Origin of the sequence: Advenella kashmirensis WT001 (assembly GCF_000219915.2) — a bacterium.
Taxonomy (GTDB): domain Bacteria; phylum Pseudomonadota; class Gammaproteobacteria; order Burkholderiales; family Burkholderiaceae_B; genus Advenella; species Advenella kashmirensis.
In genome coordinates, this window is the sequence record NC_017964.1 from 2,707,606 (window position 1) to 2,731,077 (window position 23,472).

Genomic DNA, 23,472 nt, shown 5'->3' on the forward strand with positions numbered 1-23,472 from the left:
GAAATCGTCTTGGGTGCCCGGCGCTGCAGATCAGCAACGGCCAGGCAGTATGAATCACGGATTGGCATCAAAAGATCGTCAGGATTTTCTATGGATTATCAGGTCTGCCAGTTCCCGCAGTCGGCAGGCCGGCTCGCCCAGGGGCTTGATGGCATCCAGGGCCGCCTCATGCAGCTGCTGAGCAAATTCTCTGGACTGCGCCAACCCCATCACAGAAACATAGGTAGGTTTGTTGTCCGCCGCGTCCTTGCCCGGCGTTTTACCCAACGCCTGCTGATCGGCGGTCACATCAAGAATATCGTCCACCACCTGGAATGCCAGGCCGATGGCCGAACCATAATTTTCCAGCGCCATCCGGATATCCGAATTGGCAGCGGTCACAATCGCCCCCAGCTGTACGCTGGCTTCGATCAATGCCCCGGTTTTGAGCCGGTGCATAAATTGCAATTGTTCGGGGTCAAGACGCGTGTTGACGCTGGCCAGATCAATGGCCTGTCCGCCCACCATGCCCTGGCTGCCCGCAGCCTGCGCCAGCACATTGACCGCCTGTACCACGAGCGCCGGCGCGACTGACATTTGCGCCAGTTGCGCAAAGGCCAGCGGTTGCAGCGCGTCTCCTGCCAGCATAGCAGTTGCCTCGTCAAACTGCACATGCACGGTAGGCTTGCCGCGCCGCAGAACATCGTCATCCATACAGGGAAGATCATCGTGGATCAGCGAATAGGCATGGATCAGCTCAACTGCAACCGCGGCACGCGACAGTGTGTGCTCCAAGGCGGAAGGCAAGGCGCTTTGCTGCGCGCTTGCCTGCCCGGCCGCATACACCAGCGCTGCGCGCAGTCGCTTGCCCGCGCCAAGCGCAGCATAACGCATGGCCTGATGCAGCTTTGCCGGCGTCTCGTCGGCAGGCGGCAGCGCTTTATCCAGCGATCCTTCAATCTTTTCAATGCAGGCCGGCAACCAGTCCTGAAACGATACAACCATGGCATTCATGATTCGGACGATCCTGTCTCGCCCAGGGGGACCAGCATATTATTGCGCAGCACACTGATCTGCTGTTCAGCAGCATCCAGCTTGTCCTGACACACGCGCGCCAGCCGAACACCCCGTTCGTAGGCAGCAATGGACGCTTCCAGCGACATGCTGTTGTCTTCCATTTGCGTCACGATCGATTCGAGCTCGCCCAGCGCCGCTTCGAACTGATCGGGCAATGCCGCAGTGTCGGTTTTTGCATTTTCAGTCAAAACCCATCTCCAATGCTTTCAGTTGTGCAATTTGCTCATTGTACGAAATCAGCGGGGGCTTCGGTTGCAGATTTGCCACTTTTGCCGCAAAGTCAATGCCCCCAGCCCCGGGCACCGATTTTCGCACCATTGCCCAGGCCCGACAGCCTTGACTAAGGTATTGATTTTCTTTAAAATTACCCTCCTTTTAATTTTTTTGACACTTTATGCCGGCTCATGACCCTTGGTGAGGCGGCATTTGTTTTCATCGGGGGGCATCTCATGTCTGATATTGCCAAACTGGCACATGTATCACCGGCGACGACGCAATTGCCAGTCGACGTCTACTTTAACGACGATATCTTTAAAAAGGAGCAGGCCCGCATCTTCGATGCCTCGGCGCTGTACGTCGGACATGAAAAACTGGTGCCCGAATCCGGAGACTGGCGCACGCTGGCACATGAACAAGCCGGCCGCCTGCTGGTGCGCAACGGCGACAATGTCAGCCTTATGTCAAATGTCTGTCGCCACAGACAGGCCATCATGCTGGGTGGCCAGGCGGGCGATGTGACCAGCACAACCAATAATCACGGTAATCTGCGCAGTTCCGGCGGCAATATTGTCTGTCCGCTGCACCGCTGGACCTATGACAATCAAGGTACCCTGCTTGGCGCGCCGCAATTTGACAGCAATCCCTGTAAGAACCTGCAGCAGTTCCCGCTACAGAATTGCAACGGCCTGCTCTTCGAAGGCCCACGCAATCCGGCAGTCGACATGGCGCCGCTGTTTGCGCGCCCGGAGTTCGATTTTTCCGACTATGTATTTGACCGCGCAATTGTGCACGAATGCAATTACAACTGGAAAACGTTCATCGAGGTCTATCTTGAAGACTATCACGTGGCCCCGTTCCACCCTGGCCTGGGCAGCTTTGTCACCTGTGACGATCTGACCTGGGATTTTGCCGAAACCTTCAGCCTGCAACGCGTTGGCGTACATCAGGCACTGGCTAATCCGGGCTCCGAGGTGTACAGGAAATGGCATGACGAGTTGCTCAAGTTCCGCCAGGGTGAAACACCAGATTTCGGCGCCATGTGGGTTACCTATTTCCCAACCCATATGATTGAGCTCTACCCGCATGTACTGGTGTTGTCCACGCTGTATCCGGTCAGCCCGCAAAAAACGGTCAATCTGGTTGAGTTTTACTATCCGGAAGAAATCGCCATGTTCGAGCGTGATTTCATACAGGCCCAACAGGCCGCCTACATGGAAACGGCGATCGAAGACGATGAAATTGCCGAACGCATGGATGCCGGCCGTCAGGCGCTGTACAAACGCGGCACATCAGAAACCGGCCCGTACCAGTCACCCATGGAAGACGGCATGCAACACTTTCACGAGTGGTATAACAAGTTGATGGCCTGATTGGCTTCATCCCCTGGCTGCGCGCGCCTTCTCTGGCAGGTATGCGCGCACCAGGCAGCAGGCTTTATGGGCGCCTATATAGGCGCCTTTCTTCTGGTTGCGGATTTCCGGTGCGATTTATGCGTGCCACTTTCGGGAACATGCATCTTATCTGTTTTCATGGACATATTTCCTGTCTTCAGACGCCTGCCCATAACCCGCCCTTTTCCAGTCGGCAACATCAGGACGTGGTCTTGACCACCTGCGATTTCTTTTGTCTGTCAGCCAACGCCAGCGTGCGCCACGCCGAGAGCAGGCCAGCCAGAATCACCATACCCATACCCAGCCATGCCAGCACGTCCGGCGCATTGTGCCATACCAGAATGCCAATACCCGCGGAAAAAATGATAGTGGTATATTGCAGCGCCGCCGATAGCAGCGGCGAGCCCGAACCGAAGGCACGCGTGAGCGCCAGCTGGCCGAACAAGCCGGATAAGCCGACCACCAGCAAGGCAACCCAGGCCACCAGATCAGGCTGGCCAATGCCATGGGCCTTGATCCCTATCAAACTGGTGCTGGTCACAAAAATGGAAAAATACATGACAGTTAACCAGATGGGTTCGCCAATGGAGCCCAACTGACGTACCTGCATCATGGCGACGGCGCCGCAAGCGCCGGCCAGCAAGCCCAGTGCGCAGGCAAACCACTGGTCTTCGGTAATACTTGGCCGCAAGATCAGCAGTACACCGGCAAAACCAATACCCACCGCAAGCGTGCGCACAATGTCGTTGGTTGCCTTGCCCGACAGTAGCAGAAAGCCCGCAATAAACAGGGGCGAGGTGTAATTCAAACTGGTGCTGGTAGCCAGGGGCAGCACGCTGTACCCATAAAACGCCATCCACATGGCGCCAACGCCAAACACATTGCGTATCAGGTGCAAGCGTATACTTTTGGGTTTAAGGGATTTGCGGGTGAAGACGGCCCAGATAACCAGCAGTACGACCGATGGCAGGCCCCGGAACAGGATCACCAGTGACAACGATGCGGCATGTTCGGATGCCAGTTTGACTGATGCTCCCATGATGGCAAACATGAGAGAAGCCACTAACATCCACAGTGCCTGCATGTTAAATCCGGAAATTTCTTGAAAATAAAATAACATTCTACTGCGAACAACACTGTAAAAGGACGACATTGCCCTTATATAATTGATCTGGTCTGATTCAGTTATTTTTAAGCTCCAGATGACAAACTTATTCGGACCCGAAATATGTCATCCGGGTGATCCCTTCCTACAAGGACCTGCTGCATGAAACGCATTATTCTTTTTCTTATGACCAACCTGGCCGTCATGGTAGTGTTGGGCATTACGCTGAACCTGCTGGGCGTGAACCGCTATATGGATGCCAATGGCATCAATATGGGTCAGCTATTGGTATTTTCTGCCGTGGTCGGCTTCGTTGGCGCTTTCATTTCCCTGTTCATGAGCAAGCCAATGGCCAAATGGACCATGGGGCTGAAAATGATTGATCCTGCGGCGCCCGGCAACCAGCGAGAGCTGTGGCTGGTCGATACCGTTCATCAACTGGCCGATCGCGCCGGCATTGGTCATCCTGAAGTGGCCATCTATGAAGGCGAGCCCAATGCGTTTGCCACGGGCGCCTTCAAGAACGACTCGCTGGTGGCGGTATCCACCGGCCTGCTCGACAGCATGACCGAAGAAGAAGTGACTGCAGTGCTTGGTCACGAAGTGGCGCACATTGCCAATGGAGATATGGTCACCCTGACCCTGATCCAGGGCGTAGTCAATACCTTTGTCGTTTTCCTGGCCCGTGTGGTCGGTTATTTCATTGACCGCACGGTTTTCCGAAATGAACGTGGCGTCGGACCAGGTTACTACATTACCGTCCTGGTCTGTGAGATCGTGTTCGGGGTGCTGGCGTCCATTATCGTGGCGTGGTTCTCGCGTCAGCGCGAATATCGCGCCGATGCAGTGCTCAGCGCAAATGCTCGGCTCCGCCTCGCCCATGATCAACGCACTGGCCAGGCTGGGCGGCCTGCACCCAGGCGAGTTGCCCAAGCAATTCGAGTCTTCAGGCATCAGTGGCGGAGCCGGTGTCGCCGCGTTGTTTTCTACTCACCCGCCCATTGAACACCGCATTAACGCGCTACGCGCGCGCATCGTCCAGTCCTGACCTACCGGGGCCTGGCAGAAACCCAGAAGCCGGCCTAACCCGCTGGCAGTATTAATTGATCTGTTCTGCCAGCGCCCGCCATTTTTTTATCCCCTGCGTAACAGACGCTGCTGCTTGCTGTGCAGTTCCGCCGACAGGAATGGCACCTTCGGCAGACAGTGTTTTACGTACTTCAGGATCGTTTAATATTCGGTTGATTTGAACATTCAGCTTTTTAATGATATGCGAGGGCGTTCCTTTGGGCGCCATCAGCCCGAACCAGCCATTGCCCTCGTAGCCCGGCAAGCCCGACTCGGCGATCGTCGGCACATTGGGAAGCGCCGGCGAGCGGTTTGCACCAGTTACCGCCAAAGCCTTGAGGGTGCCGGCCCGGATTTGCGAAAGCACCAGAGGAAAAGGCGCAAAGTTCAACTGCGTCATCCCCGCTACCAGATCATTGATAGCCGGACCACTACCCTTATAGGGAATGTGGGTCAATTTGATATTGGCCATCGAAGCGAACAATTCACCAAACAAGTGGTTCGATGTCCCCTTCCCTGATGAACCATAATTGAGCTTTCCGGGATTTTGACGGGCGTAAGCAATCAAGCCTGGACATCCTGCACTGGCAGGCCGGCCGTTGCAGTCAGAATGGTTGGCGGTGTTGCAAGCAGAATAACCGGCTCCAAGTCTGTGACCGGATCATAAGGAAGATCTTTATACAGGCTCTGGGCCACAAGAATATTTCCAAACGCGCCCAGCACCATTGTGTAGCCATCAGGTTTTGCCTTGACAACCGTATTGACGCCAATAGTGCCCCCTGCTCCCGGCCGGTTTTCCACAACCGCAGCAATGCCCCAGGCTTTGCCCAGGTGCTCGGCGATCAGGCGTCCAAGAATATCTGTATTTCCCCCTGGCGTGTACGGTACGATGATACGGATGGGCTTAGTCGGATACATTTCCCCGGCTGTACTCGCCGCGGCGGCTACCGATGAGGATGCCAGGAGACTACTGCAGACGACCGTGCCTGCGGTCAGAAGGATGCCAAATAGATGTCTCGTCATTTTTATCGTTCCAATATTTGAATCATTGGTGCATCGCGCACGGGTCGTTATCAACGGCTAGTGTTTGTGTGTCATACCTGCGCCGCGCTTGCATGCCGATTCAGATAGGAAGTCCCGAACTCCCGGGTCTGAGCAAACACCGGCGGCAGTGCACGGCCATTTGGCAACGTCAACCAGATCCGCAACAGATGTCGACGGGCCTGGGGATCGCTGAAATCTTCATACTTGGTCCGGGCATGCAGCACTGAATAATTATTGGCAATCTGCATATCACCCGGCTTCATGTAAAAGCCCAGCTGAATTGCCGGATCATTGCAAATCTGCTCAACCAGATCAATGGCTTGCTGCTGCGCCTCGGTCAGGCGCGGAACCTCGTCAAAACGCTGGGCCGCCAACAGATAGCGGCGTTTATACAGGGCACTGAGCTTGCCTTGGAAGAAATTGAAAATCGGTACACTTTGCACTTTTAATCCACTTGGGTGCTGGCCGCGGGCATCGAAATGAAAGGGCTGCTGCAACACATCGATCAAATCGGGGCGGTGCCTTAACACTTCATTGTATATAGTGCCAACACTCACCAGTTTACTCATACCGCCGGATCGCGCCGTTTTCAGACATAGCAACATGAAAGCATCGCCGCCATCGTTGTGAAACGTCAGTTCATCATCGGTCTGATAACTGCGCACTTCGTCCGAACCCTCCACGCGTAAATTGGTGTTGGTGACACTATGCATCCGACTTCCCAAGCGGTCTTGTGCCTGCGGCTGCCCGACAAGTAGTGCCAAAGCCCAGAAAATGATCCGATTCTCTTGCAGAGTGTATCGTTCAACAGGAAGCCCGCGAATCAATAGAAATCCACGTCCCTCCTCTAGCTGACGTTGCACTGCCTCAAATCGCTTTTTCAGTCGTGGCAAGAAAAAATCGTCCGCAGCAAAATCGCCCGGCTCGAAGCTCCCTTTCTGAACAGTGCCCAGCATGGTGTCGATCTCGGCAATATCCTGTGGTTCAAGCGTTTCGATCCAATCGTGCCTATCGGCCAGCTGTGCGCCGGTCCATATTTCGGGGCCGCTTAAAGCGCCTTTGATGCCATTGTTCATTCCGTCTCCCTTTGATTATCCGGGTTGTATTGCGGCACGCGATCTGTTCGGTTTTAGATCGCACCGTGAATGCGCTACTGAGGGGGACTATAAGTTGGGGTAATTTATTTGTCTATTTTCTTTTTTTGATAAACTTATCATATTTGCAAATAAGATCAACCACCAGGATATCTATGAATATTACACTCAAGCAGATCGAGGCATTTCTCGCTGTCGCGCGCACGCTGAGCTTTAGCCAGGCTGCTTCTGCCGTGCACCTATCGCAGCCTGCGCTCAGTGCCAATATTCACCGGCTGGAGCAAATCCTGGGCGCGCGACTTTTTGATCGCGACACGCGCACTGTTTCATTATCGGTGGTGGGCAGAGAGTTTGTTGAAGTTGCCTTGAGCATCACCAGCCAGGTAGCATGCGGCCTTGATCACATGCAGGACGTCGTGTCAGGCAACCATGGCCAGTTAACCATTGCCGTGGCGCCATCGGTCGCAGCCGGAGTACTGCCCAAGGTCCTGGTCCGCTACAAGGCCGCCTATCCGGATATCCACTTGAAAATCCACGATGTATTGACCACTGTCGGTATTGAAATGGTAAGAGCCGGCAGTGCCGATATCGCGCTCCTGCCAGAACAACCGGATGCCCCCGATCTCGAACAGCTCCTTCTGTTCAAGGATCCACTGGTTGTGCTGTGTGCGACGGATCATCCGCTAGCATCACGCCGAAGCGTGGACTGGCCCGATATCATCCCACACGACCTGATTGTCAGGGGACAGCACAGCAGTGTACGCCAGTTGCTGGATACACAGTTTCTGCGATTTGGCCGGATACTGCAGCCGGCATTTGAAGTTAACCACGTGGGCACCGCGCTCGGCCTGATCAGCGCCGGACTAGGTATTGGTGTTGTTCCTGCTTCACTGCTATCGACCGTCAATATGGACGGGATGCACTGTGGTTATTTCCGGCCGGAATCGACCACTTACTGGACCCTATGCGCCAGCACCCCCAAAGCACGTTCACCCAGCCCGACCGTAGAGCCGTTTATACGTTTGTTCCTGGCGTACCTGGAGTCCTCGCGCGACCCTGACAGATAAGCAGATAAACGAAGCATTGGGCGAACAACGATAACGATCGCGACTAGAGCAAACATAGCTGCCGGACTTTGCTAATCGCACTTACCAAGCACTCTTTTAAGCAAGTGCGCCTTAAGATATATCGCGAGCTTTATTTTGGGATGCGGGCCATTTGGCAGCAGTTGGATCTATATAAGATCAACTATGATCAACGTATTGTCTGATCGACGCTTGGTCAGCCAGATACGCAAGCCAAGCGCAATAAACGCCAGGCCAACCACGCGATCGATCCAGACTTTGACAGTCTGATTACGCGAGACCGCTCCTGCCGCACTTCCGGCCAGCCATGCAAACGTGGCGTCGCAAACAAAGCCGATCACGGCATAGGCCAACCCCAGCAACAGGAAGGAAACTGCCTGGTTGTCTCCGCCCACAGTGACAAACTGGGGGAAGAATGCGATAAAAAATAACAGCACTTTAGGGTTGGTAATGGTTGTCAGAAAGCCGCGCAGCAATAGCGAATGGGTATTGGCTACAGGCAAGGCGACAGCGGCCTGCGAAGCCTTGCTGCGCTGCAGACTGCCCAGCAACATTTTGACGCCGAGCCAGATCAGATAGCGGCGCCCAGAAACTTGACAATGGTAAACAGCAACGGCGATGCCGCCAGCAGTGCGGTCAGGCCCACGGCGCTGGCAACGGTATGCGTACAGCTGCCAATGGCAACCCCCGCGGCGGAAATGACCCCGGCGCGCCTGCCGTTTCCCAGGCTTTGTCCCACCACGTACGCAGGTCCGGGCCTGGCGTAATTGAAAGCGCAAATGCGGAAGCCGCAAATAGCGGAAAGTGGACAATATCTAGCATGGGGATCGACCGTCAGATGTGATTGCGGGACAAGGATGTTAAAGCATATCATTTCAGATGAAACCGCGCTATGCCATGGCTCGCCATCCGGCTGCAAAACAAGTCTTGCGCCCTGATGACAAATGCAATCAGCGCATTCACAACTGTAATCAAAAACAGGCGGAGTAAACCTTGCGCTCAGCGGCTTTGAGCCGCCTGGGACAAGCAGGAGAGGAAATTTTCCAGCAGTGGCGACATTGCCTGCTTGCGCCAACAGACATACATTTCAACGACCGGCGGATCATCCACCGCCAGCGGGCGGTATACAACCCCGTCCAGACGGTTGCGTGATGTCAGTTCCGGTACCAGCGCTATACCCAGGCCTGCAGCGACCAGCGAAACCAGTGTGTGAGGCTGGGTGGCACGCTGGACGATGGCAGGCTTGTGCCCGTTTCGACTAAGCAGCCCCTCCACCATATCACGCAAATAAGGGGAGTTTTCCGGCGTAAAACTGATCACCGGAAGACCCTGCAGGCTGGGCAAGTCAATTGCCTCGCTGGCGGCCAGCGGATGATTGGTGGGTAACACTACCATGAACGGTTCTTGCAGCAGTTTACGATTCATCAACTGCGGATGGCGGGCATGTGGCCGCATCAATCCGACGTCCAGCCGATCCTGCAACAGGTCTTGCACCTGGTCGTTGGAGATCATCTCGTGCAGGGTCAGCTCCACAGCAGGAAACTGCCGCGTGAAGGTGCCAATTGCAGTGGGAATCAGGTAATAGGCGCTGGCCGCGGTAAAGCCCACCCGCAGAAATCCGGCGTCGCCGCGTTGTGCTGCCGCCAGGATGCCCGGCGTCTCGTCCCAGCGCGCCAGAAGTGGTTTGATATGCGCCAGCAGCACTTGTCCGGCATGAGTCAGTTGCACATGGCGCTGGGTGCGATGAAACAGCGTGATACCCAGCGTCTGCTCAAGCCGGCGAATTTGCTGGGACAGCGGCGGCTGCGAAATATGCATTCTGGCTGCCGCACGCCCGAAGTGCAATTCTTCGGCCACAGCGACGAAGTATCGAAGATGCCGCAGTTCCATTTTCATCCTGGCTTTATTGATATCAAATTCGACTCAATTATATCCCAATAATATATTGGACGACTTATTGAACACCATCCATAATCTGCTTCCAATACCGTAGATTGAGCGCTGCACGGTTTTGCTCGCAAAAGCAGGATCGTCAATCATACGACCCGCGCTGCCCAACAGCGGCAGCACAACCCGAGAGGCGCCAGGCAGAGGCCTCCGACTATCAGGAGATAAATTCACTATGCTGCGTACCTCACGTTATTACACACTGGCAGCCACCCTGGCGCTGACCTGCGCTGCCCTTCCCGTCCTGGCCCAGAGCGCGGCAACCCCCTGGCCTGCCAAACCCATCCACTATATTGTGCCCTTCTCGCCCGGTGGCGTTTCTGACGGCGTTGGACGGCTGATGGCCGAACAGCTCAGTGCACGATTGGGGCAATCGGTCATTGTCGAAAACAAGCCTGGCGTATCCGGCGTCGTCGGCACGCAACTGGTTGCGCGAGCCAAGCCGGACGGCTACACGATTGTAGGCGGGACAATTACAACCCACGCAGTCAACCCTTTTTTCATCAAAGCGCTAAGCTACGATCCGATCAAGGATTTCGCACCCGTGGCGCTAGTTGGTATGGTCAGCAATGCGCTGGTTGTGCGCGCTGACAGCCGTTTTAATACCGTGCAGCAACTAATAGACGCAGCCCGTGCGCAACCCGATGGGCTGACATATGGAACGGCCGGTGCGGGTACATCACAGCATCTGTCCGGACAACTATTCCAGTCCATCTCCAACACGCGCCTGCGCCAGATTGTCTATAAGGGTGGCTCACAATCCATGGTAGACCTGATCGGTGGCCAGATCGATATGGTATTTGACACCGTCGCTGCCGCCCGTCCGATGATCGACGCCAAACGGGTGAAGGTGCTCGGCGTCACATCGGCCACCGCACTGGCCGACCTTCCAGGTGTAAAGCCGCTAGCCCAGCTTGGTCTGCCTGGTTTCGAAATGCAATCGTGGCAGGGCATTTTCGCGCCAGCCGGCACCCCTGCTCCCGTCCTTGATCGGCTGGCCAGGGAAGTAGCAGCAGTTCTGCAGGACCCCGCGGTTCGCGCCAAACTGATGACCCTGGGCGTCGCCCCTGACGGCCGTGGTCCGGCGCAGTTTTCCACGTTCCAGCGCAGCGAAATCGACAAATGGGGCAAGATCATCAAGGATGCCGGCATCCACGCCAATTAACCTTGTCGCGCTGCGCTACATTGAACCTCGTTGAATCACATAGAGCCATTTATTATGAGTGAACCCCGTTACCCTGTTGATGGTACCTTGCCGGACGTCCTGCGTACCGGCCAATCCCTGCGCGGCCTGTTCAACGGGCTGCCTTCCGCGGCAATAGTGGAGATGTGCGCCTATGCAGGCTTTGACTTTATCATCCTGGATAACGAACACGGCAGCGCCGATTTTGGCGTGACCGAACACATGTTGCGCGCAGCGCGCGCAGCCGGAATCGCCCCCGTCGTGCGCTGTTTCGAGCACGATCTGCCGCGCATTCTGGATATGGGCGCCAGCGCGGTCCAGGTGCCCATGGTGCAAAGCGCCAGCCAGGCACGGCGCCTGGCCGACATGGTGCGCTATCCTCCACTGGGCAAACGCGGCAGCGCCTTCAGTACGCGCGCCGCCGGCTACGGCGCCTTTGGCGGAGACGGCCACACTCAACGCAGCAACGATGGTGTCGTATTTGTTGCCATGATCGAAACACCCGAAGCGATTGAATTCGCCGCTGATATTGCGGCGGTGCCGGGGGTAGATGTTGTGTTTATCGGCCCCAATGATCTGGCCCATGCCATGGGACATGGCAGCAACTGGGATGCGGCCCCCGTGCAGCAGGCGATCCGGCGCGGGCTGGAAGCGGTGGCGGCAGCCGGTAAGTGTCCCGGCATTATCGCGCTGACGCCGGCCGATGAAGAAAAATACCGGGCCTGGGGCGCCCGCTACTTCGCCAATGTTTCTACCAGCATCATTACGCGGGCACTGGCGCAAGCCACTGCCGCGGGGCGGGATACGCAACTGCGCTATTGAGCGCGGGCGTTGGCGCGATTGCCCTGCCGTTAGTGAGCCTCTTCCCAGTTATTGCCGATCCCGGTTTCAGCCACAAGCGGCACAGCCAGTGTGGCTACGTCGCACATCAGCCCCGGCAATGCCTGACTGACCAGCGCCTGCTCGCTACTGGGAACATCGAGCACCAGCTCGTCGTGCACCTGCATGACCAGGCGTGAAGCCAGTTGTTCCTTTTCCAGCCAGGCCTGTACCGCCACCATGGCCATTTTGATCAGATCGGCCGATGTGCCCTGCATGGGTGCGTTAATGGCGGCCCGCTCTGCCCCGGCACGGCGTGGCCCCTTGGCATTGATCTCGGGCAACCACAAGCGGCGGCCGAAAACCGTTTCCACATAGCCCTTGGCAGAAGCTTCTTTTTTGATGCGCGACATGTAATCGGCCACACCAGGGTAACGCGCAAAATAGCGATCAATGTATGTTTGCGCTGCATCGCGGGTGATGCCCAGATTGGCCGCCAGTCCGAACGCGCTCATGCCGTAGATCAGTCCAAAATTGATGGCCTTGGCTGCACGGCGCTGCTCGGCATTGACTGCCTCTGGCGCCACGCCAAATACTTCGCCGGCGGTGGCACGGTGAATATCCTCGCCCTGCTGAAACGACTTCTGCAAATTGACATCGCCCGACAAATGTGCCATTACCCGCAATTCGATCTGGGAATAATCGGCGGAAACAATCACGCCGCCATCCGAAGGGACAAACGCCATGCGAATACGGCGACCCTCTTCGGTACGTACCGGAATATTCTGCAAATTGGGATCCGACGAGGCAAGCCTGCCGGTAATAACCGCCGCCTGTGCATAATCGGTATGCACCCGTCCGGTGGATGCATTAATCATTTTCGGCAGCTTATCCGTATAGGTGGACTTGAGCTTGGCCAGACTGCGATAGTCCAGCAATGTGCGCGGCAGTGGGTAATCTGCAGCCAGTTTTGACAGCACATCCTCGTCGGTCGACGGCGCGCCCTTGGGCGTCTTGCGCAGCACGGGCAGATTCATTTTGCCAAACAGTATTTCACCCAGCTGTTTGGTGGAATTCAGGTTAAAGGGCTGGCCGGCCAGTTCATAGGCTTTATTTTCCAGCTCGACCAGCTTTGCGCCGATCTGCGCGCTTTGCAGGCGCAACATGGCCTCGTCAATACGCACGCCATTGCGTTCAATCTGCGTCAGTACCCGGGATACCTGCACTTCGAGCCGATAAATACGCTGCAGCCCTTCCTGATCCCGCAGCATGGGGCTTAGCGCATGAAACAGCTGCAAGGTAAAGTCGGCATCTTCAGCGGCATAATGCGTTGCCGTTTCAATATCCACTTCATCAAAACAGATTTGCTTGGCGCCTTTGCCGCAGATTTCTTCGTAGGTAGTGCCGGTGCGTCCCAGATAACGCTGCGCCAGTTCCTGCATGCCCACACTGCGATGCGACTCCAGTACATAAGCCATGAGCATGGTGTCGTGCTCGATCCCCGCCAGCGTAATGCCTTCATTCAGAAAAACATGACTGTCATACTTGGCATTATGCAGGATCTTGGCCGCGACCTCATCCTGCAACCAGTCGCGCAGCGCCGCAAGCGTCTGGGCCTTGTCCAGCTGTATGCCGGCGCCGGTTCCTCGATGGCCCAGCGGAATGTACCAGGCGGAACCCGGTTCAATGGCAAGTGAAATACCCACCAGGCTGGCCTGCATGGGGTCCAGGGACGTGGTTTCGGTGTCGATGGCAACCCATTCGGCCTGTTTGATCGCCTCCAGACATGCACTGAACTTGTCAGCAGTATCCACTGTCTGGTAGTTGACCTGTGCGGGTGCATCGGGCAAATTCTGCGCCACCCGTGCATCCTGTTCGGGTACACGATCTGCATCGCCGGTTAGCTCGCGCAGCCAGGTGCGAAAGCCGTAGCGATCGTAAATCGTCGTCAGCGTGGGTACATCCGGCGGCTTGGGTAGCAGGTCCTGTACGCCCTGCATGAATTCGGTCAGTTCACAGTCGCGCCTGACGGTAATCAGATTACGGGTCAGTTCAAACTGCGGGATCGCATCGCGCAGGTTCTGACCCGCAACACCCTTGATGTTGTCCGCATTCGCGACCAGATTATCAATGCTGTCATACTCGCTGAGCCATTTGACCGCGGTCTTGGGTCCCACTTTGGCCACCCCCGGCACATTATCGACGTTATCGCCGATAAGCATCAGATAATCCACGATGCGTTCGGGCCTGACGCCGAACTTGGCCAGCACGCCGGCTTCGTCCAGGTTTTCACCGGTCATGGTGTTTACCAGTGAAATATGGGAATTGACCAGTTGAGCCAAATCCTTGTCGCCAGTTGATATAATAGTGTGAATATCAGAGCGGGCAGCCATATCGGCCAACGTCGCAATCACGTCATCCGCTTCCACGCCCGGCGCGGCAATAACGGGCCAGCCCATTGCGCGGATCGCCTCATGAATGGGGCCGGTCTGCACAGCAAGGTCATCGGGCATGGGCGGTCTGTCCCCCTTGTATTCGGGATACAAATCATCCCTGAAGGTTTTGCCCTTGGCATCGAAAATACATGCGGCATAATCCGCCTTATAATCATCAATGCATTTTCGCATCATGTTTATCACGCCATACAGGGCGCTGTGGGCTCTCCACGCGCATTACGCAGATCGGGCATCGCATAGAAGGCGCGGTACAAATAGCTTGATCCGTCAACAAGTAACAAGGTTTTTTTCATGTCAGTAACAAAAGCAACAACGATTCAGGGTCAGATAAACGAGATAACCAGCGAGCTGCTTACAGCGGCAGATCATCTCAAGGATTTGACCGCAGCGGTGAGCATTTTTGGAAGTGCACGGATCCGGTCAGATTCGCCCTACTATACCAAAACGCAAGAGATTAGCGGCCTTCTTGCCAAGGCGGGCTTCAATGTTATTTCCGGCGGCGGTCCCGGCATCATGGAAGCAGCCAACAAAGGCTGCCATGAAGCAGGCGGAACCAGTATCGGACTGAACATCGAACTGCCTCACGAACAGAAAGACAATCGCTACCAGACCGACAGCCTGTATTTCAAATATTTTGTATCGCGCAAAACGACCTTTTTCATGAACAGCGCAGGCTACATCATCATGCCCGGCGGGTTCGGCACCCTGGACGAAATGTTCGAGGCCCTCACGCTGATCCAGACCGGCAAGGCCAGCAAAGCACCGGTTGTCTTTGTCGGCACCGAATTCTGGCAAGGGTTGATGGACTGGATCCGCAACCAGCTGGTGGTCAACAAGCTGATTTCGGAACACGATCTGGATCTGTTCATTGTCGAAGACGATCCGCAAAAAGTGGTTGAGCACATTCAGACCAAACACCAGCAGTACGTTCTGGATGCCAGCTGTGTCGGACTATGTTAAGCAGCTGTGCCATGTGTTAGCGCACCGGCACCGAGCGGGTATTGTGCCTTATTCGGGCGCCGGTTTCTTTTTGGCCGGGGGGCGGCAAATGACCTGTACCACTGGCAGTTCCTCCTGAACGATATTGCGTGACATGACCTGCCCTTTGACCTGGGCGCAGGATTGCTCCATTTTTGTCATGCATGCTGCAGTATCCGTTTTGCAAGGCAGGATCAAGTGCAGGTCATTCTGGTCATAAATCGCTTTGGATGCACAGCCGGACAGCACCATGACAGCAACAACCGGTATCACGAAATGGCGAATCATCAATTCTCCTTGGTATCATCCGGGTATTATATGGTCACTCCGGGATCAAATGAAAAACAGTTGCCGCATCATAACCCGGCCGAGACAGGCTTGAACTTCCAAGGCAAGCGCGCCCCGGCATTAATGACACTAGTTTGCAAAAAATTGCACTTGTTTTAATAGCTATCGCAGTGTTGTGTGCTAGATTTTTATCTCTTTTTCGTTTTTCCAGCCCATGCGGCATTATGGAAAGCCATTACCGAAGGCGCTACATGTCAAACACGCTTAAAACGACTGTCATCATTGTTGGCGCCCTGCTGCTGGGTGGTTGCTCCACCGGTTTCGGGGTCAGTGTACCGCTGGTCAGCGGTCTGTCACTGGGTATCGGCAGCGGTGGCATCAGCTTGGCACGGGCATCGGGCCAGTCGGTGCAGGCATCGGCGTAGGTCACGGCGGGCGGGTTTCGGCTGGCGCGGGAGTGGGCGTTGGCGTGGGCACCAGCATCGGATCAGGCGCGAGCGCAGGCGTAGGTACTGGCGTTGGCACCAGCACTGTGCTCTACGATCCGCAGCGCGCCGCCGAGGCCGCACCGCGGGAAAAAGCCGATTTGTACGGCGGAAACTGATCGCAGAGCGCTCCTGTATGGACTACCGGGCCGCCGGGCTACCCGCTAGCACCCCGCTGCGTGCCCCCAGCCTTGTGCTCTTTACGCGCACACAAACCACATCTGCCCGCCAATCTGGGGTCGGTTGCACCTGACAACGATGGGCGTTTGCTCATGAGTAGACAACTTTATCCGTCCTTGCGCATATCGACCATTGGATTTCTGCCCTTTCCGATACGATCGAGATTCCGTATTTGAAAAAGGGGGGTCGGCATGTCCACCACTGACAACAATACCTTCACACTCGCTCAGGACGAAGCCACACAGTTGGCACTGATCAATCGGGCACTTGCCATGCTGGATTTCGACTGTTTTGACTACATCCAGAGGCATCCCACTCCCTTTACCACGCCCCGCTACCACCATCTGGGCACCATCCCCGATGCGCTTATCCGGCTGGACGACCGGCACCTGATCCACGACACCATCATTCCCGCCGTCATGCAACGGCAAGTCGGCCTGGTCTGGGAATTGAAGGATTTCTATACCATCCATCCCGAACTGGCAGCAAGAGAACACCGCAACTTCTATGGCCTGTTCGCCCCGGGCACCAACTTGCAGGGCCACACCGGCGCCGTACTGACGCTGATCAGGTTGAACCGACCGATCACCCAGCAGGAACTGACCGATGAGCTGGCCCGATACCAGCTGATGATTTATGCCTTGCAGCATCTGTGCCAGTTGATCCTTGCCCGGCGCCATCGCCAGCAACTGGCCATCCACCTGACGCCACGGCAAACCGATATCCTCAAATGGATCGCCGACGGCAAGAGCAATGACGATATCGCCCATATCCTGGGTATCTCATCGCATACCGTCAATTACCACACCAAACAAATTCTGGACAAAACCCATACCCAGAACCGGCATAGCGCGGCAATGAGCGCATTTATCGCCGGCATGATCCCGTCATAGAATTTCATATTAGGGGTTCATCGCCCACGGTTCGGTCGGCTAACATCTATAATAACGGGTTAACCCCATTGTTTCCGGACGCCGGACCGTGCCGCCTCTCCCGTTTGCCGGCCCGCAACACATTGCGTCCACTTTTGTGCGAACTTATGATGCAGGATCACTACCACCCCACCGACCTTGAACAATCCGCCCAGCAACACTGGCAGGAGCGTGACGCCTATCTTGTGACCGAACACGCAAAAGATGCAAATGGCAACGAGAAGCCCAAATTCTATGCCTGCTCCATGTTGCCCTACCCTAGCGGAAAGCTGCATATGGGTCATGTCCGCAACTACACGATCAACGACATGATGGCTCGCCAATTGCGCATGCGCGGTTTCAACGTGCTCATGCCTATGGGTTGGGATGCCTTCGGTATGCCTGCAGAAAATGCCGCTATCAAATCAAAGGTGCCGCCCGCCAAATGGACCTATGACAACATTGCCTACATGAAAAAACAAATGAAGGCGATGGGGCTGGCCATCGACTGGTCGCGGGAAATGTGTGCCTGCGACCCGCAGTATTACAAATGGAACCAATGGCTTTTTCTCAAAATGCTGGAAAAAGGCATTGCTTACCGCAAAACGCAGGTAGTGAACTGGGATCCGGTGGATCAGACCGTGCTTGCCAACGAACAGGTCATCGACGGTCGGGGCTGGCGCTCCGGCGCACTGGTCGAAAAGCGCGAAATTCCCGGCTACTATCTGCGTATCACAGACTACACCGAAGAATTGCTGGACCAGGTAACGCACAATCTGCCAGGCTGGCCCGAGCGGGTGCGCCTCATGCAGGAAAACTGGCTGGGCAAAAGCGAAGGGGTACGCTTTGCATTTACGCATGATATCCACGATAGCCAGAACCAGTTGATCCAGGACGGTCGCATGTTTGTATTTACGACCCGGCCGGACACCATCATGGGTGTCACATTCTGCGCAGTCGCGCCCGAACATCCGCTGGCAACCCATGCCGCTGCCGGCAATCCGGAACTGGCCGCATTTATCGAAAAATGCAAGCTGGGCGGCACCACCGAAGCCGAAATGGCCACCCGTGAAAAAGAAGGCATGCCAACCGGCCTGAACGTTATCCACCCCCTGACCGGCAATGCTGTCGAAGTCTGGGTGGGTAACTATGTACTGATGAGCTACGGCGATGGTGCAGTCATGGGCGTACCGGCCCATGACGAACGTGATTTTGCCTTTGCGCTCAAATATGACCTGCCGATCAGACAGGTTGTGCAAGTGGACGACAAAACCTTTGACAACACCCAATGGCAGGATTGGTACGGTGACAAGCAGCAGGGCCGTGTCGTCAATTCCGGCCAGTTCGATGGCCTGGATTATCGTCAGGCGGTCGATGCCGTGGCCACTGCTCTGGCCGACAAAGGCCTGGGCGAAAAACAGACCACATGGCGGCTGCGCGACTGGGGTATTTCCCGCCAGCGCTATTGGGGCACCCCCATTCCGATCATCCACTGCGAAAGCTGCGGGCCGGTGCCGGTACCCGAAGCCGATCTGCCGGTGCGTCTGCCCGAGCACCTGATTCCCGACGGCAGCGGCAATCCGCTGGCAAAAGACGAGGATTTTCTGTCTTGCACCTGCCCCTCCTGCGGCAAACCGGCAAGGCGCGAAACCGACACCATGGACACCTTCGTGGATTCCTCCTGGTATTTCATGCGCTATACCTCTGCCGGCAACGACAGTGCAATGGTAGATCAGCGCAATGATTACTGGATGCCCATGGATCAGTACATTGGCGGTATTGAACACGCAGTATTACATCTGCTATATGCGCGGTTCTGGACCAAGGTCATGCGCGATCTGGGATTGCTCAAGTTCGATGAACCGTTCACCAAACTGCTCTGCCAGGGCATGGTGCTGAACCATATCTATTCGCGCCGCACGCCGCAAGGCGCGGTTGAATACTTCTGGCCTGAAGAAGTCACCAATACCTATGACGATAAAGGCGCCATTACGGGTGCCACCCTTAACCGCGACGGCTCGGCCATCCAGTACGGCGGCGTGGGCACCATGTCCAAATCCAAGAACAATGGCGTAGACCCGCAAGCGCTGATCGATACGATGGGCGCCGATACTGCCCGGCTATTTGTCATGTTTGCCAGCCCGCCGGAACAAACACTGGAATGGTCCGACTCGGGCGTGGACGGCTCGCATCGCTTCCTGCGACGCGTGTGGTCCATAGCAAACGGGCTCAAAGCGCGCATTCTGGCGGCACCGGCCCAGGCTAGCGACTTTTCCCAGGCCAGCAAGGCCGTCAAGGACCTGCGCCTGCAAGCTTATTCGCTGCTGCGCCAGGCCAACTACGACTACGAACGTATTCAGTACAATACGGTAGTGTCGGCCAACATGAAACTGCTCAATGCCATTGACGATGCGGCACTTCCCGAGGCGAACTCGAAAACGCCGCCTTGCGCGAGGTGACCGGGATCCTGATTCGCATGCTGTATCCGATTGTGCCGCATATCACCTGGCATTTGTGGAACGAACTGGGCTACGTTCAACAATACGGCGATCTTCTTGACGCGCCCTGGCCCAGTGTGGACGAAGCCGCGCTGATTGCCGATGAAATTGAGCTCATGCTGCAAATCAATGGCAAATTGCGCGGGTCTATCCAGATACCGAATGGCGCAGATCGCGAACATATTGAAGCGGTCGCCAAAAGCCATCCTTCGCTGGAAAAATTCCTGGAAGGACGCCCGCCGAAACGTGTTATTGTGGTTCCCGGAAAACTTGTCAATATTGTTGGTTAATTTCAGCAGGTGAAAACCATGGTGTACTCTCTTTCTTTCTCGCGCTGGCATCAGGCCCTGCTGGCAGCCCTCTTGCTCAGCCTGGTGCTGGCCGGTTGCGGCTTCAAACTGCGTGGTGAAAAGCCGCTGCCGTTTACCACGATGTACACCAATATTGAAAGCAACTCGCGCTTTGGCGCCTACTTGCGTCGATCTCTGCAAGCCAGTTCACCATCACTGCAATTTGTCGACGATGCATCGGCAGCACAGGTGGTCCTCTCGCAACTGGAACGCGTCCAGTCACAGCGTGAAGTCTCGCTCAACTCTCAGGGCCAGGTTGAAGAGTACGAGCTGACGCTGCGCCTGACTTTTCAGCTGGTTTCCAATAGCGGTCAATTGCTGATCCCGCCGTCCACCCTCACCTCCACACGTACGCTGCCTTATGACGAAGCCAACTCCCAGGCCAAAGCCCAGGAAATGGTTACGCTATATCAGGACATGGAAGCGCAAATGGTGGGACAACTGGTCCGGCGCATCAGTTCTGATGACGTGATCCAGGGCTATCAGCAGGGTGCCGGCACGCAAGGTGAAGCGCAGTTCGTTCGATAAGCGCGATGGCAGGACAAACCCCAAACTACGAACGCTTCATTGCCGATCTGGGTAAGCCGGATGTGCAGTTGCACCCGCTGTATGTGATCAGCGGCGACGAATTACTGTTGCGCAACGAAGCGCTGGACGCATTGCGCGCAGCCTGTCGGCTTCAGGGCTATACCGAAAGGGTCACACTCAGCCTGACGGCCACCGGCCCATGGAATGCCATAGAAGAGAACACCCAGTCCATTTCCCTGTTCGGCGATCGCAAGCTGATGGAACTTGAACTGCCCACCGGCAAGCCCGGCAAAACCGGCGGCGACGCACTGGTCTCGCTGGCCAATCGCGCCGCAAGGCAGGAATTGACCGATATTTCCGTTGTCCTGATTCTGCCACGGGCAGACAGGACCATATCCTCTGCAAAATGGTATACCGCCGTAACGCAGCACGCTGTGCTGGTCAATACGCCAGTCATCAGCCGCGAGCAATTGCCCGCCTGGATTCAGGGCCGGCTCAAGCGCCAGAAGCAGCACGCCGATCCAGCAACCCTGGCGTGGATTACCGATAAGGTCGAAGGCAATCTGCTGGCGGCGCATCAGGAAATCCTCAAGCTGGGCTTGCAATATCCTGAAGGCGAATTGACGCTGGAAGAAGTGGAAAGTGCCGTTCTGGACGTGAGCCGCTATAATGTCTTTGACATGAGTCATGCCATTTTGCGCGGCGATGGTCAGCGCGCGCTCAAGGTGCTGCATGGGTTGCAGGCCGAGGGCGAGGCGTTGCCAATGGTGCTGGGCCTGCTTACTTATGACATTCGTAATCTTTATACACTTGCTCAGGCAAGGCAGAACGGACACAATCCCAGGAACCTGACGCGCAAGCTCGGTCTGTTTCCGCCCAAGGATCAGCTGATCCTCAATACGCTGGACCGGCTGCCCTTTTCGCAGATTATGGGCTTGATCCAGCACGCCCACGACATTGATCGTCTGTTCAAGGGTTTTCCTGCTGACGGAAGACTGACCGACGCCTGGCAGGAAATGGCCCGACTCGTTCTGCGTATGGCAGACACGACCGCATCCTCTCACTGATTCAATCATGACAACCGAAACCAGTAAAAATCTCGATATCGATACGCAAATGCTGACCTATGGCCAGCAAGCCAAAGCCGCCGCCCGCCTGCTAATGCGCGCAGACGACAAACAGAAGTCGGCCGCCCTGCTGCATATTGCCCGTACGCTGGAAACCCAGGCAGAGCAATTGCAGGCCGAAAACGCACTGGATCTGCAAAAAGCGCGCGACAACGGTCTGGAGGCGGCCATGCTCGATCGCCTGACGCTATCGGATAAAGCACTGGGCCTGATGGCAACCGGCCTGCGCCAGATCGCAGCGCTGGAAGACCCGGTAGGCAGCCGCAGTGAAACCCGCATCCGGCCAAACGGCATGCAAGTCTCGAAAATGCGCATCCCGCTGGGGGTCATCGGCATCATTTATGAATCTCGCCCCAATGTCACGATCGATGCAGCTGCGCTGTGTCTGAAATCGGGCAATGCCGCCATTTTGCGCGGCGGCAGCGAGGCCTTTCGCTCCAATCAGGCTTTGGGCAAAATTATTCAGGAAGGGCTGGCTTTCGCCGGCCTGCCCGCGCATGCGGTGCAAACCATCAATACCACAGACCGCGCCGCTGTAGGCCGGCTCATTACCCTGAGCGATTACGTCGACGTAATTATTCCCCGGGGTGGTAAGGGCCTGATCCGACGCCTGGAAGCAGAGGCGACGGTACCGATGATCCGCCATCTTGACGGCAACTGCCATGTGTATATAGACCGCGCAGCCGATCTTGAGATGGCCCACGCCATTGCCTTTCAGGCCAAAACCTATCGCTACGGCGTGTGCGGCTCAATGGAAACACTGCTGGTGCATCAGGACATTGCAGAACAGGTTCTGCCCCGGCTTGCCGCAGCCTATGTGGAAAAAGGCGTGGCGCTCCGCGGCTGTCCCCGTACCCTGAAACTGGTGCCGCAGGCCACTGCCGCCACCGATGAAGACTGGGCAACAGAGTACCTGGCGCCCATTCTGGCCATTCGTATTGTCGACTCCATCGATGACGCCATGACGCATATCGCCACCTGGAGTTCGGGGCATACGGAAGCGATTGTCACCGACAGCGTGTCCGCCGCCAATCGCTTCCAGCGGGAAGTCGATTCGAGCTCCGTTTATGTGAACCTGCCTACCGTCTTTGCCGACGGTTTCGAGTACGGGCTGGGTGCAGAGATCGGCATTTCAACCAATCGTCTGCACGCGCGCGGCCCTGTCGGCCTGGAGGGCCTGACAACCTATAAATGGGTCCTCGAAGGCAACGGCCAATTGCGCGGGTAACGATAAAATGCTTTGGATCAAATCCCTTCATATCGTCTTTGTGACAGCCTGGTTCGCCGGACTGTTCTATCTGCCACGCATTTTTGTCAATCTGGCCCAACAGCCCCAGGATGGTCCGGTGTATCCGGTCCTGCTGGGCATGGCCCGGCGGCTGCTGCGCTTTACCACCATGCTGGCCGTGCCGGCTGTCGCTTTCGGCCTGGTACTCATGCTGTATTACCGAATCGGCCTTGCCAATGGCTGGCTGCATGCGAAACTGCTTTTTGTGCTGCTGATTATCGGCTACCATCACGCCTGTTTTCGCATTTATAAAAAATTTGTACAGGGCCGCAACCAGCGCGACCATGTCTTTTATCGCTGGTTCAATGAAATACCGGTATTGCTACTGCTGGCGGTGGTCATTCTTGTGGTCACCAAACCCTTCTGACAGGC

Annotated in this window: 20 protein-coding genes and 4 pseudogenes; 14 read left to right on the forward strand and 10 right to left on the reverse strand. The window is 56.1% G+C overall.

Annotation, left to right across the window (positions count from 1 at the left end; translation table 11 throughout):
* Window positions 1-78: 78 nt before the first annotated feature.
* Together TKWG_RS12715 and xseB are read right to left on the reverse strand one after the other, a co-directional pair.
* On the reverse strand, window positions 79-993 hold the full coding sequence (locus tag TKWG_RS12715) for a polyprenyl synthetase family protein (protein ID WP_014751218.1): 915 nt from the start codon (window positions 991-993) through the stop codon (window positions 79-81).
* Window positions 990-1,244, reverse strand: coding sequence for an exodeoxyribonuclease VII small subunit (gene xseB, locus TKWG_RS12720; RefSeq protein WP_014751219.1), 255 nt, complete (start codon window positions 1,242-1,244; stop codon window positions 990-992). Before xseB ends, TKWG_RS12715 begins: the two co-directional genes overlap by 4 nt.
* A gap of 261 nt (window positions 1,245-1,505) precedes the next feature.
* Between xseB and TKWG_RS12725 the strand changes: the two genes are divergently transcribed.
* The gene (locus TKWG_RS12725; protein ID WP_041710224.1) at window positions 1,506-2,645 is read left to right on the forward strand and encodes an aromatic ring-hydroxylating oxygenase subunit alpha; all 1,140 of its coding nucleotides are present in this window, start codon (window positions 1,506-1,508) and stop codon (window positions 2,643-2,645) included.
* Window positions 2,646-2,865: 220 nt separating this feature from the next.
* Here the strand turns inward: TKWG_RS12725 and TKWG_RS12730 are convergent, their stop codons facing one another.
* A complete protein-coding gene (locus TKWG_RS12730; protein WP_050981724.1) occupies window positions 2,866-3,750 on the reverse strand; it encodes a DMT family transporter in 885 nt (294 codons plus the stop codon).
* 183 nt (window positions 3,751-3,933) lie between these two features.
* On the opposite strand from TKWG_RS12730, the pseudogene htpX reads away from it, so the two are divergent.
* A pseudogene (gene htpX, locus TKWG_RS12735) lies at window positions 3,934-4,819 on the forward strand (protease HtpX).
* A gap of 51 nt (window positions 4,820-4,870) precedes the next feature.
* Here htpX and TKWG_RS27175 read toward each other — a convergent pair.
* The 3 genes from TKWG_RS27175 to TKWG_RS12745 all read right to left on the reverse strand — a co-directional run bounded on the left by TKWG_RS27175 (window position 4,871) and on the right by TKWG_RS12745 (window position 6,959).
* On the reverse strand, window positions 4,871-5,407 hold the full coding sequence (locus TKWG_RS27175) for a tripartite tricarboxylate transporter substrate-binding protein (protein ID WP_050981614.1): 537 nt from the start codon (window positions 5,405-5,407) through the stop codon (window positions 4,871-4,873).
* Complete coding sequence (locus TKWG_RS27180) at window positions 5,404-5,862, reverse strand: Bug family tripartite tricarboxylate transporter substrate binding protein (RefSeq protein WP_081489291.1); 459 nt, start codon at window positions 5,860-5,862, stop codon at window positions 5,404-5,406. Before TKWG_RS27180 ends, TKWG_RS27175 begins: the two co-directional genes overlap by 4 nt.
* Before the next feature lie 71 nt (window positions 5,863-5,933).
* A complete protein-coding gene (locus tag TKWG_RS12745) occupies window positions 5,934-6,959 on the reverse strand; it encodes a TauD/TfdA family dioxygenase (protein ID WP_014751222.1) in 1,026 nt (341 codons plus the stop codon).
* 173 nt (window positions 6,960-7,132) lie between these two features.
* Here TKWG_RS12745 and TKWG_RS12750 point away from each other — a divergent pair, with 173 nt between their 5' ends.
* The gene (locus tag TKWG_RS12750) at window positions 7,133-8,044 is read left to right on the forward strand and encodes a LysR family transcriptional regulator (protein ID WP_014751223.1); all 912 of its coding nucleotides are present in this window, start codon (window positions 7,133-7,135) and stop codon (window positions 8,042-8,044) included.
* 167 nt (window positions 8,045-8,211) lie between these two features.
* On the opposite strand, the pseudogene TKWG_RS27185 reads toward TKWG_RS12750, so the two are convergent.
* Both TKWG_RS27185 and TKWG_RS12760 read right to left on the reverse strand, forming a co-directional pair.
* Window positions 8,212-8,936 (reverse strand): annotated as a pseudogene (locus TKWG_RS27185) (LysE family translocator).
* Between the two features lie 125 nt (window positions 8,937-9,061).
* The gene (locus tag TKWG_RS12760) at window positions 9,062-9,952 is read right to left on the reverse strand and encodes a LysR family transcriptional regulator (RefSeq protein ID WP_014751224.1); all 891 of its coding nucleotides are present in this window, start codon (window positions 9,950-9,952) and stop codon (window positions 9,062-9,064) included.
* Between the two features lie 232 nt (window positions 9,953-10,184).
* Between TKWG_RS12760 and TKWG_RS12765 the strand changes: the two genes are divergently transcribed.
* The gene (locus TKWG_RS12765; protein WP_014751225.1) at window positions 10,185-11,174 is read left to right on the forward strand and encodes a Bug family tripartite tricarboxylate transporter substrate binding protein; all 990 of its coding nucleotides are present in this window, start codon (window positions 10,185-10,187) and stop codon (window positions 11,172-11,174) included.
* Window positions 11,175-11,228: 54 nt separating this feature from the next.
* A complete protein-coding gene (locus TKWG_RS12770) occupies window positions 11,229-12,014 on the forward strand; it encodes an HpcH/HpaI aldolase family protein (RefSeq protein WP_014751226.1) in 786 nt (261 codons plus the stop codon).
* A 29-nt stretch (window positions 12,015-12,043) separates the two neighbouring features.
* Here TKWG_RS12770 and polA read toward each other — a convergent pair.
* A pseudogene (gene polA / locus TKWG_RS12775) lies at window positions 12,044-14,760 on the reverse strand (DNA polymerase I).
* Between polA and TKWG_RS12780 the strand changes: the two are divergent.
* Entirely contained in the window at window positions 14,759-15,427 is a 669-nt protein-coding gene (locus tag TKWG_RS12780) for an LOG family protein (protein WP_014751228.1), read from the forward strand. The pseudogene polA and the gene TKWG_RS12780 sit on opposite strands and share 2 nt — an antisense overlap.
* Window positions 15,428-15,475: 48 nt before the next feature.
* On the opposite strand, the gene TKWG_RS12785 is transcribed toward TKWG_RS12780, so the two are convergent.
* Window positions 15,476-15,733 (reverse strand): hypothetical protein, encoded by a 258-nt coding sequence (locus TKWG_RS12785; RefSeq protein WP_014751229.1) that lies wholly within the window; start codon window positions 15,731-15,733, stop codon window positions 15,476-15,478.
* 251 nt (window positions 15,734-15,984) lie between these two features.
* Here TKWG_RS12785 and TKWG_RS23660 point away from each other — a divergent pair, with 251 nt between their 5' ends.
* The 8 genes and pseudogenes from TKWG_RS23660 (at window position 15,985) to TKWG_RS12820 (ending at window position 23,467) form a co-directional block, all read left to right on the forward strand.
* Window positions 15,985-16,158 carry a hypothetical protein gene (locus TKWG_RS23660; RefSeq protein WP_171815163.1) on the forward strand — a complete coding sequence of 58 codons (174 nt, stop codon included), beginning with the start codon at window positions 15,985-15,987 and terminating at the stop codon, window positions 16,156-16,158.
* Window positions 16,159-16,190: 32 nt separating this feature from the next.
* Window positions 16,191-16,337, forward strand: a complete 147-nt coding sequence (locus tag TKWG_RS23665) for a hypothetical protein (protein ID WP_171815164.1) — start codon at window positions 16,191-16,193, stop codon at window positions 16,335-16,337.
* Window positions 16,338-16,589: 252 nt separating this feature from the next.
* On the forward strand, window positions 16,590-17,291 hold the full coding sequence (locus TKWG_RS12795; protein ID WP_014751230.1) for a helix-turn-helix transcriptional regulator: 702 nt from the start codon (window positions 16,590-16,592) through the stop codon (window positions 17,289-17,291).
* Window positions 17,292-17,440: 149 nt separating this feature from the next.
* Window positions 17,441-20,097: pseudogene (gene leuS / locus TKWG_RS12800) on the forward strand (leucine--tRNA ligase).
* Between the two features lie 18 nt (window positions 20,098-20,115).
* Entirely contained in the window at window positions 20,116-20,685 is a 570-nt protein-coding gene (locus TKWG_RS12805; RefSeq protein ID WP_014751231.1) for an LPS-assembly lipoprotein LptE, read from the forward strand.
* A 5-nt stretch (window positions 20,686-20,690) separates the two neighbouring features.
* On the forward strand, window positions 20,691-21,752 hold the full coding sequence (holA, locus tag TKWG_RS12810) for a DNA polymerase III subunit delta (RefSeq protein ID WP_014751232.1): 1,062 nt from the start codon (window positions 20,691-20,693) through the stop codon (window positions 21,750-21,752).
* A 7-nt stretch (window positions 21,753-21,759) separates the two neighbouring features.
* A complete protein-coding gene (locus TKWG_RS12815; protein WP_014751233.1) occupies window positions 21,760-23,040 on the forward strand; it encodes a glutamate-5-semialdehyde dehydrogenase in 1,281 nt (426 codons plus the stop codon).
* Between the two features lie 7 nt (window positions 23,041-23,047).
* A complete protein-coding gene (locus TKWG_RS12820; RefSeq protein WP_014751234.1) occupies window positions 23,048-23,467 on the forward strand; it encodes a CopD family protein in 420 nt (139 codons plus the stop codon).
* Window positions 23,468-23,472 lie beyond the last annotated feature (5 nt).

What these genes read in the sequence shown, in the direction of transcription:
- TKWG_RS12760 (WP_014751224.1), bottom strand. Translation starts at nt 9,952, where the DNA reads ATGGAACTGCGGCATCTTCGATACTTCGTCGCTGTGGCCGAAGAATTG.
- TKWG_RS12725 (WP_041710224.1), top strand. Translation starts at nt 1,506, where the DNA reads ATGTCTGATATTGCCAAACTGGCACATGTATCACCGGCGACGACGCAA.
- TKWG_RS12750 (WP_014751223.1), top strand. Translation starts at nt 7,133, where the DNA reads ATGAATATTACACTCAAGCAGATCGAGGCATTTCTCGCTGTCGCGCGC.
- TKWG_RS27180 (WP_081489291.1), bottom strand. Translation starts at nt 5,862, where the DNA reads ATGACGAGACATCTATTTGGCATCCTTCTGACCGCAGGCACGGTCGTC.
- TKWG_RS12765 (WP_014751225.1), top strand. Translation starts at nt 10,185, where the DNA reads ATGCTGCGTACCTCACGTTATTACACACTGGCAGCCACCCTGGCGCTG.
- TKWG_RS12745 (WP_014751222.1), bottom strand. Translation starts at nt 6,959, where the DNA reads ATGAACAATGGCATCAAAGGCGCTTTAAGCGGCCCCGAAATATGGACC.
- holA (WP_014751232.1), top strand. Translation starts at nt 20,691, where the DNA reads ATGGCAGGACAAACCCCAAACTACGAACGCTTCATTGCCGATCTGGGT.
- TKWG_RS12815 (WP_014751233.1), top strand. Translation starts at nt 21,760, where the DNA reads ATGACAACCGAAACCAGTAAAAATCTCGATATCGATACGCAAATGCTG.
- TKWG_RS12785 (WP_014751229.1), bottom strand. Translation starts at nt 15,733, where the DNA reads ATGATTCGCCATTTCGTGATACCGGTTGTTGCTGTCATGGTGCTGTCC.
- TKWG_RS23660 (WP_171815163.1), top strand. Translation starts at nt 15,985, where the DNA reads ATGTCAAACACGCTTAAAACGACTGTCATCATTGTTGGCGCCCTGCTG.
- TKWG_RS12715 (WP_014751218.1), bottom strand. Translation starts at nt 993, where the DNA reads ATGAATGCCATGGTTGTATCGTTTCAGGACTGGTTGCCGGCCTGCATT.
- TKWG_RS12820 (WP_014751234.1), top strand. Translation starts at nt 23,048, where the DNA reads ATGCTTTGGATCAAATCCCTTCATATCGTCTTTGTGACAGCCTGGTTC.
- TKWG_RS12795 (WP_014751230.1), top strand. Translation starts at nt 16,590, where the DNA reads ATGTCCACCACTGACAACAATACCTTCACACTCGCTCAGGACGAAGCC.
- TKWG_RS12730 (WP_050981724.1), bottom strand. Translation starts at nt 3,750, where the DNA reads ATGCAGGCACTGTGGATGTTAGTGGCTTCTCTCATGTTTGCCATCATG.
- TKWG_RS12805 (WP_014751231.1), top strand. Translation starts at nt 20,116, where the DNA reads ATGGTGTACTCTCTTTCTTTCTCGCGCTGGCATCAGGCCCTGCTGGCA.
- TKWG_RS12770 (WP_014751226.1), top strand. Translation starts at nt 11,229, where the DNA reads ATGAGTGAACCCCGTTACCCTGTTGATGGTACCTTGCCGGACGTCCTG.
- TKWG_RS12780 (WP_014751228.1), top strand. Translation starts at nt 14,759, where the DNA reads ATGTCAGTAACAAAAGCAACAACGATTCAGGGTCAGATAAACGAGATA.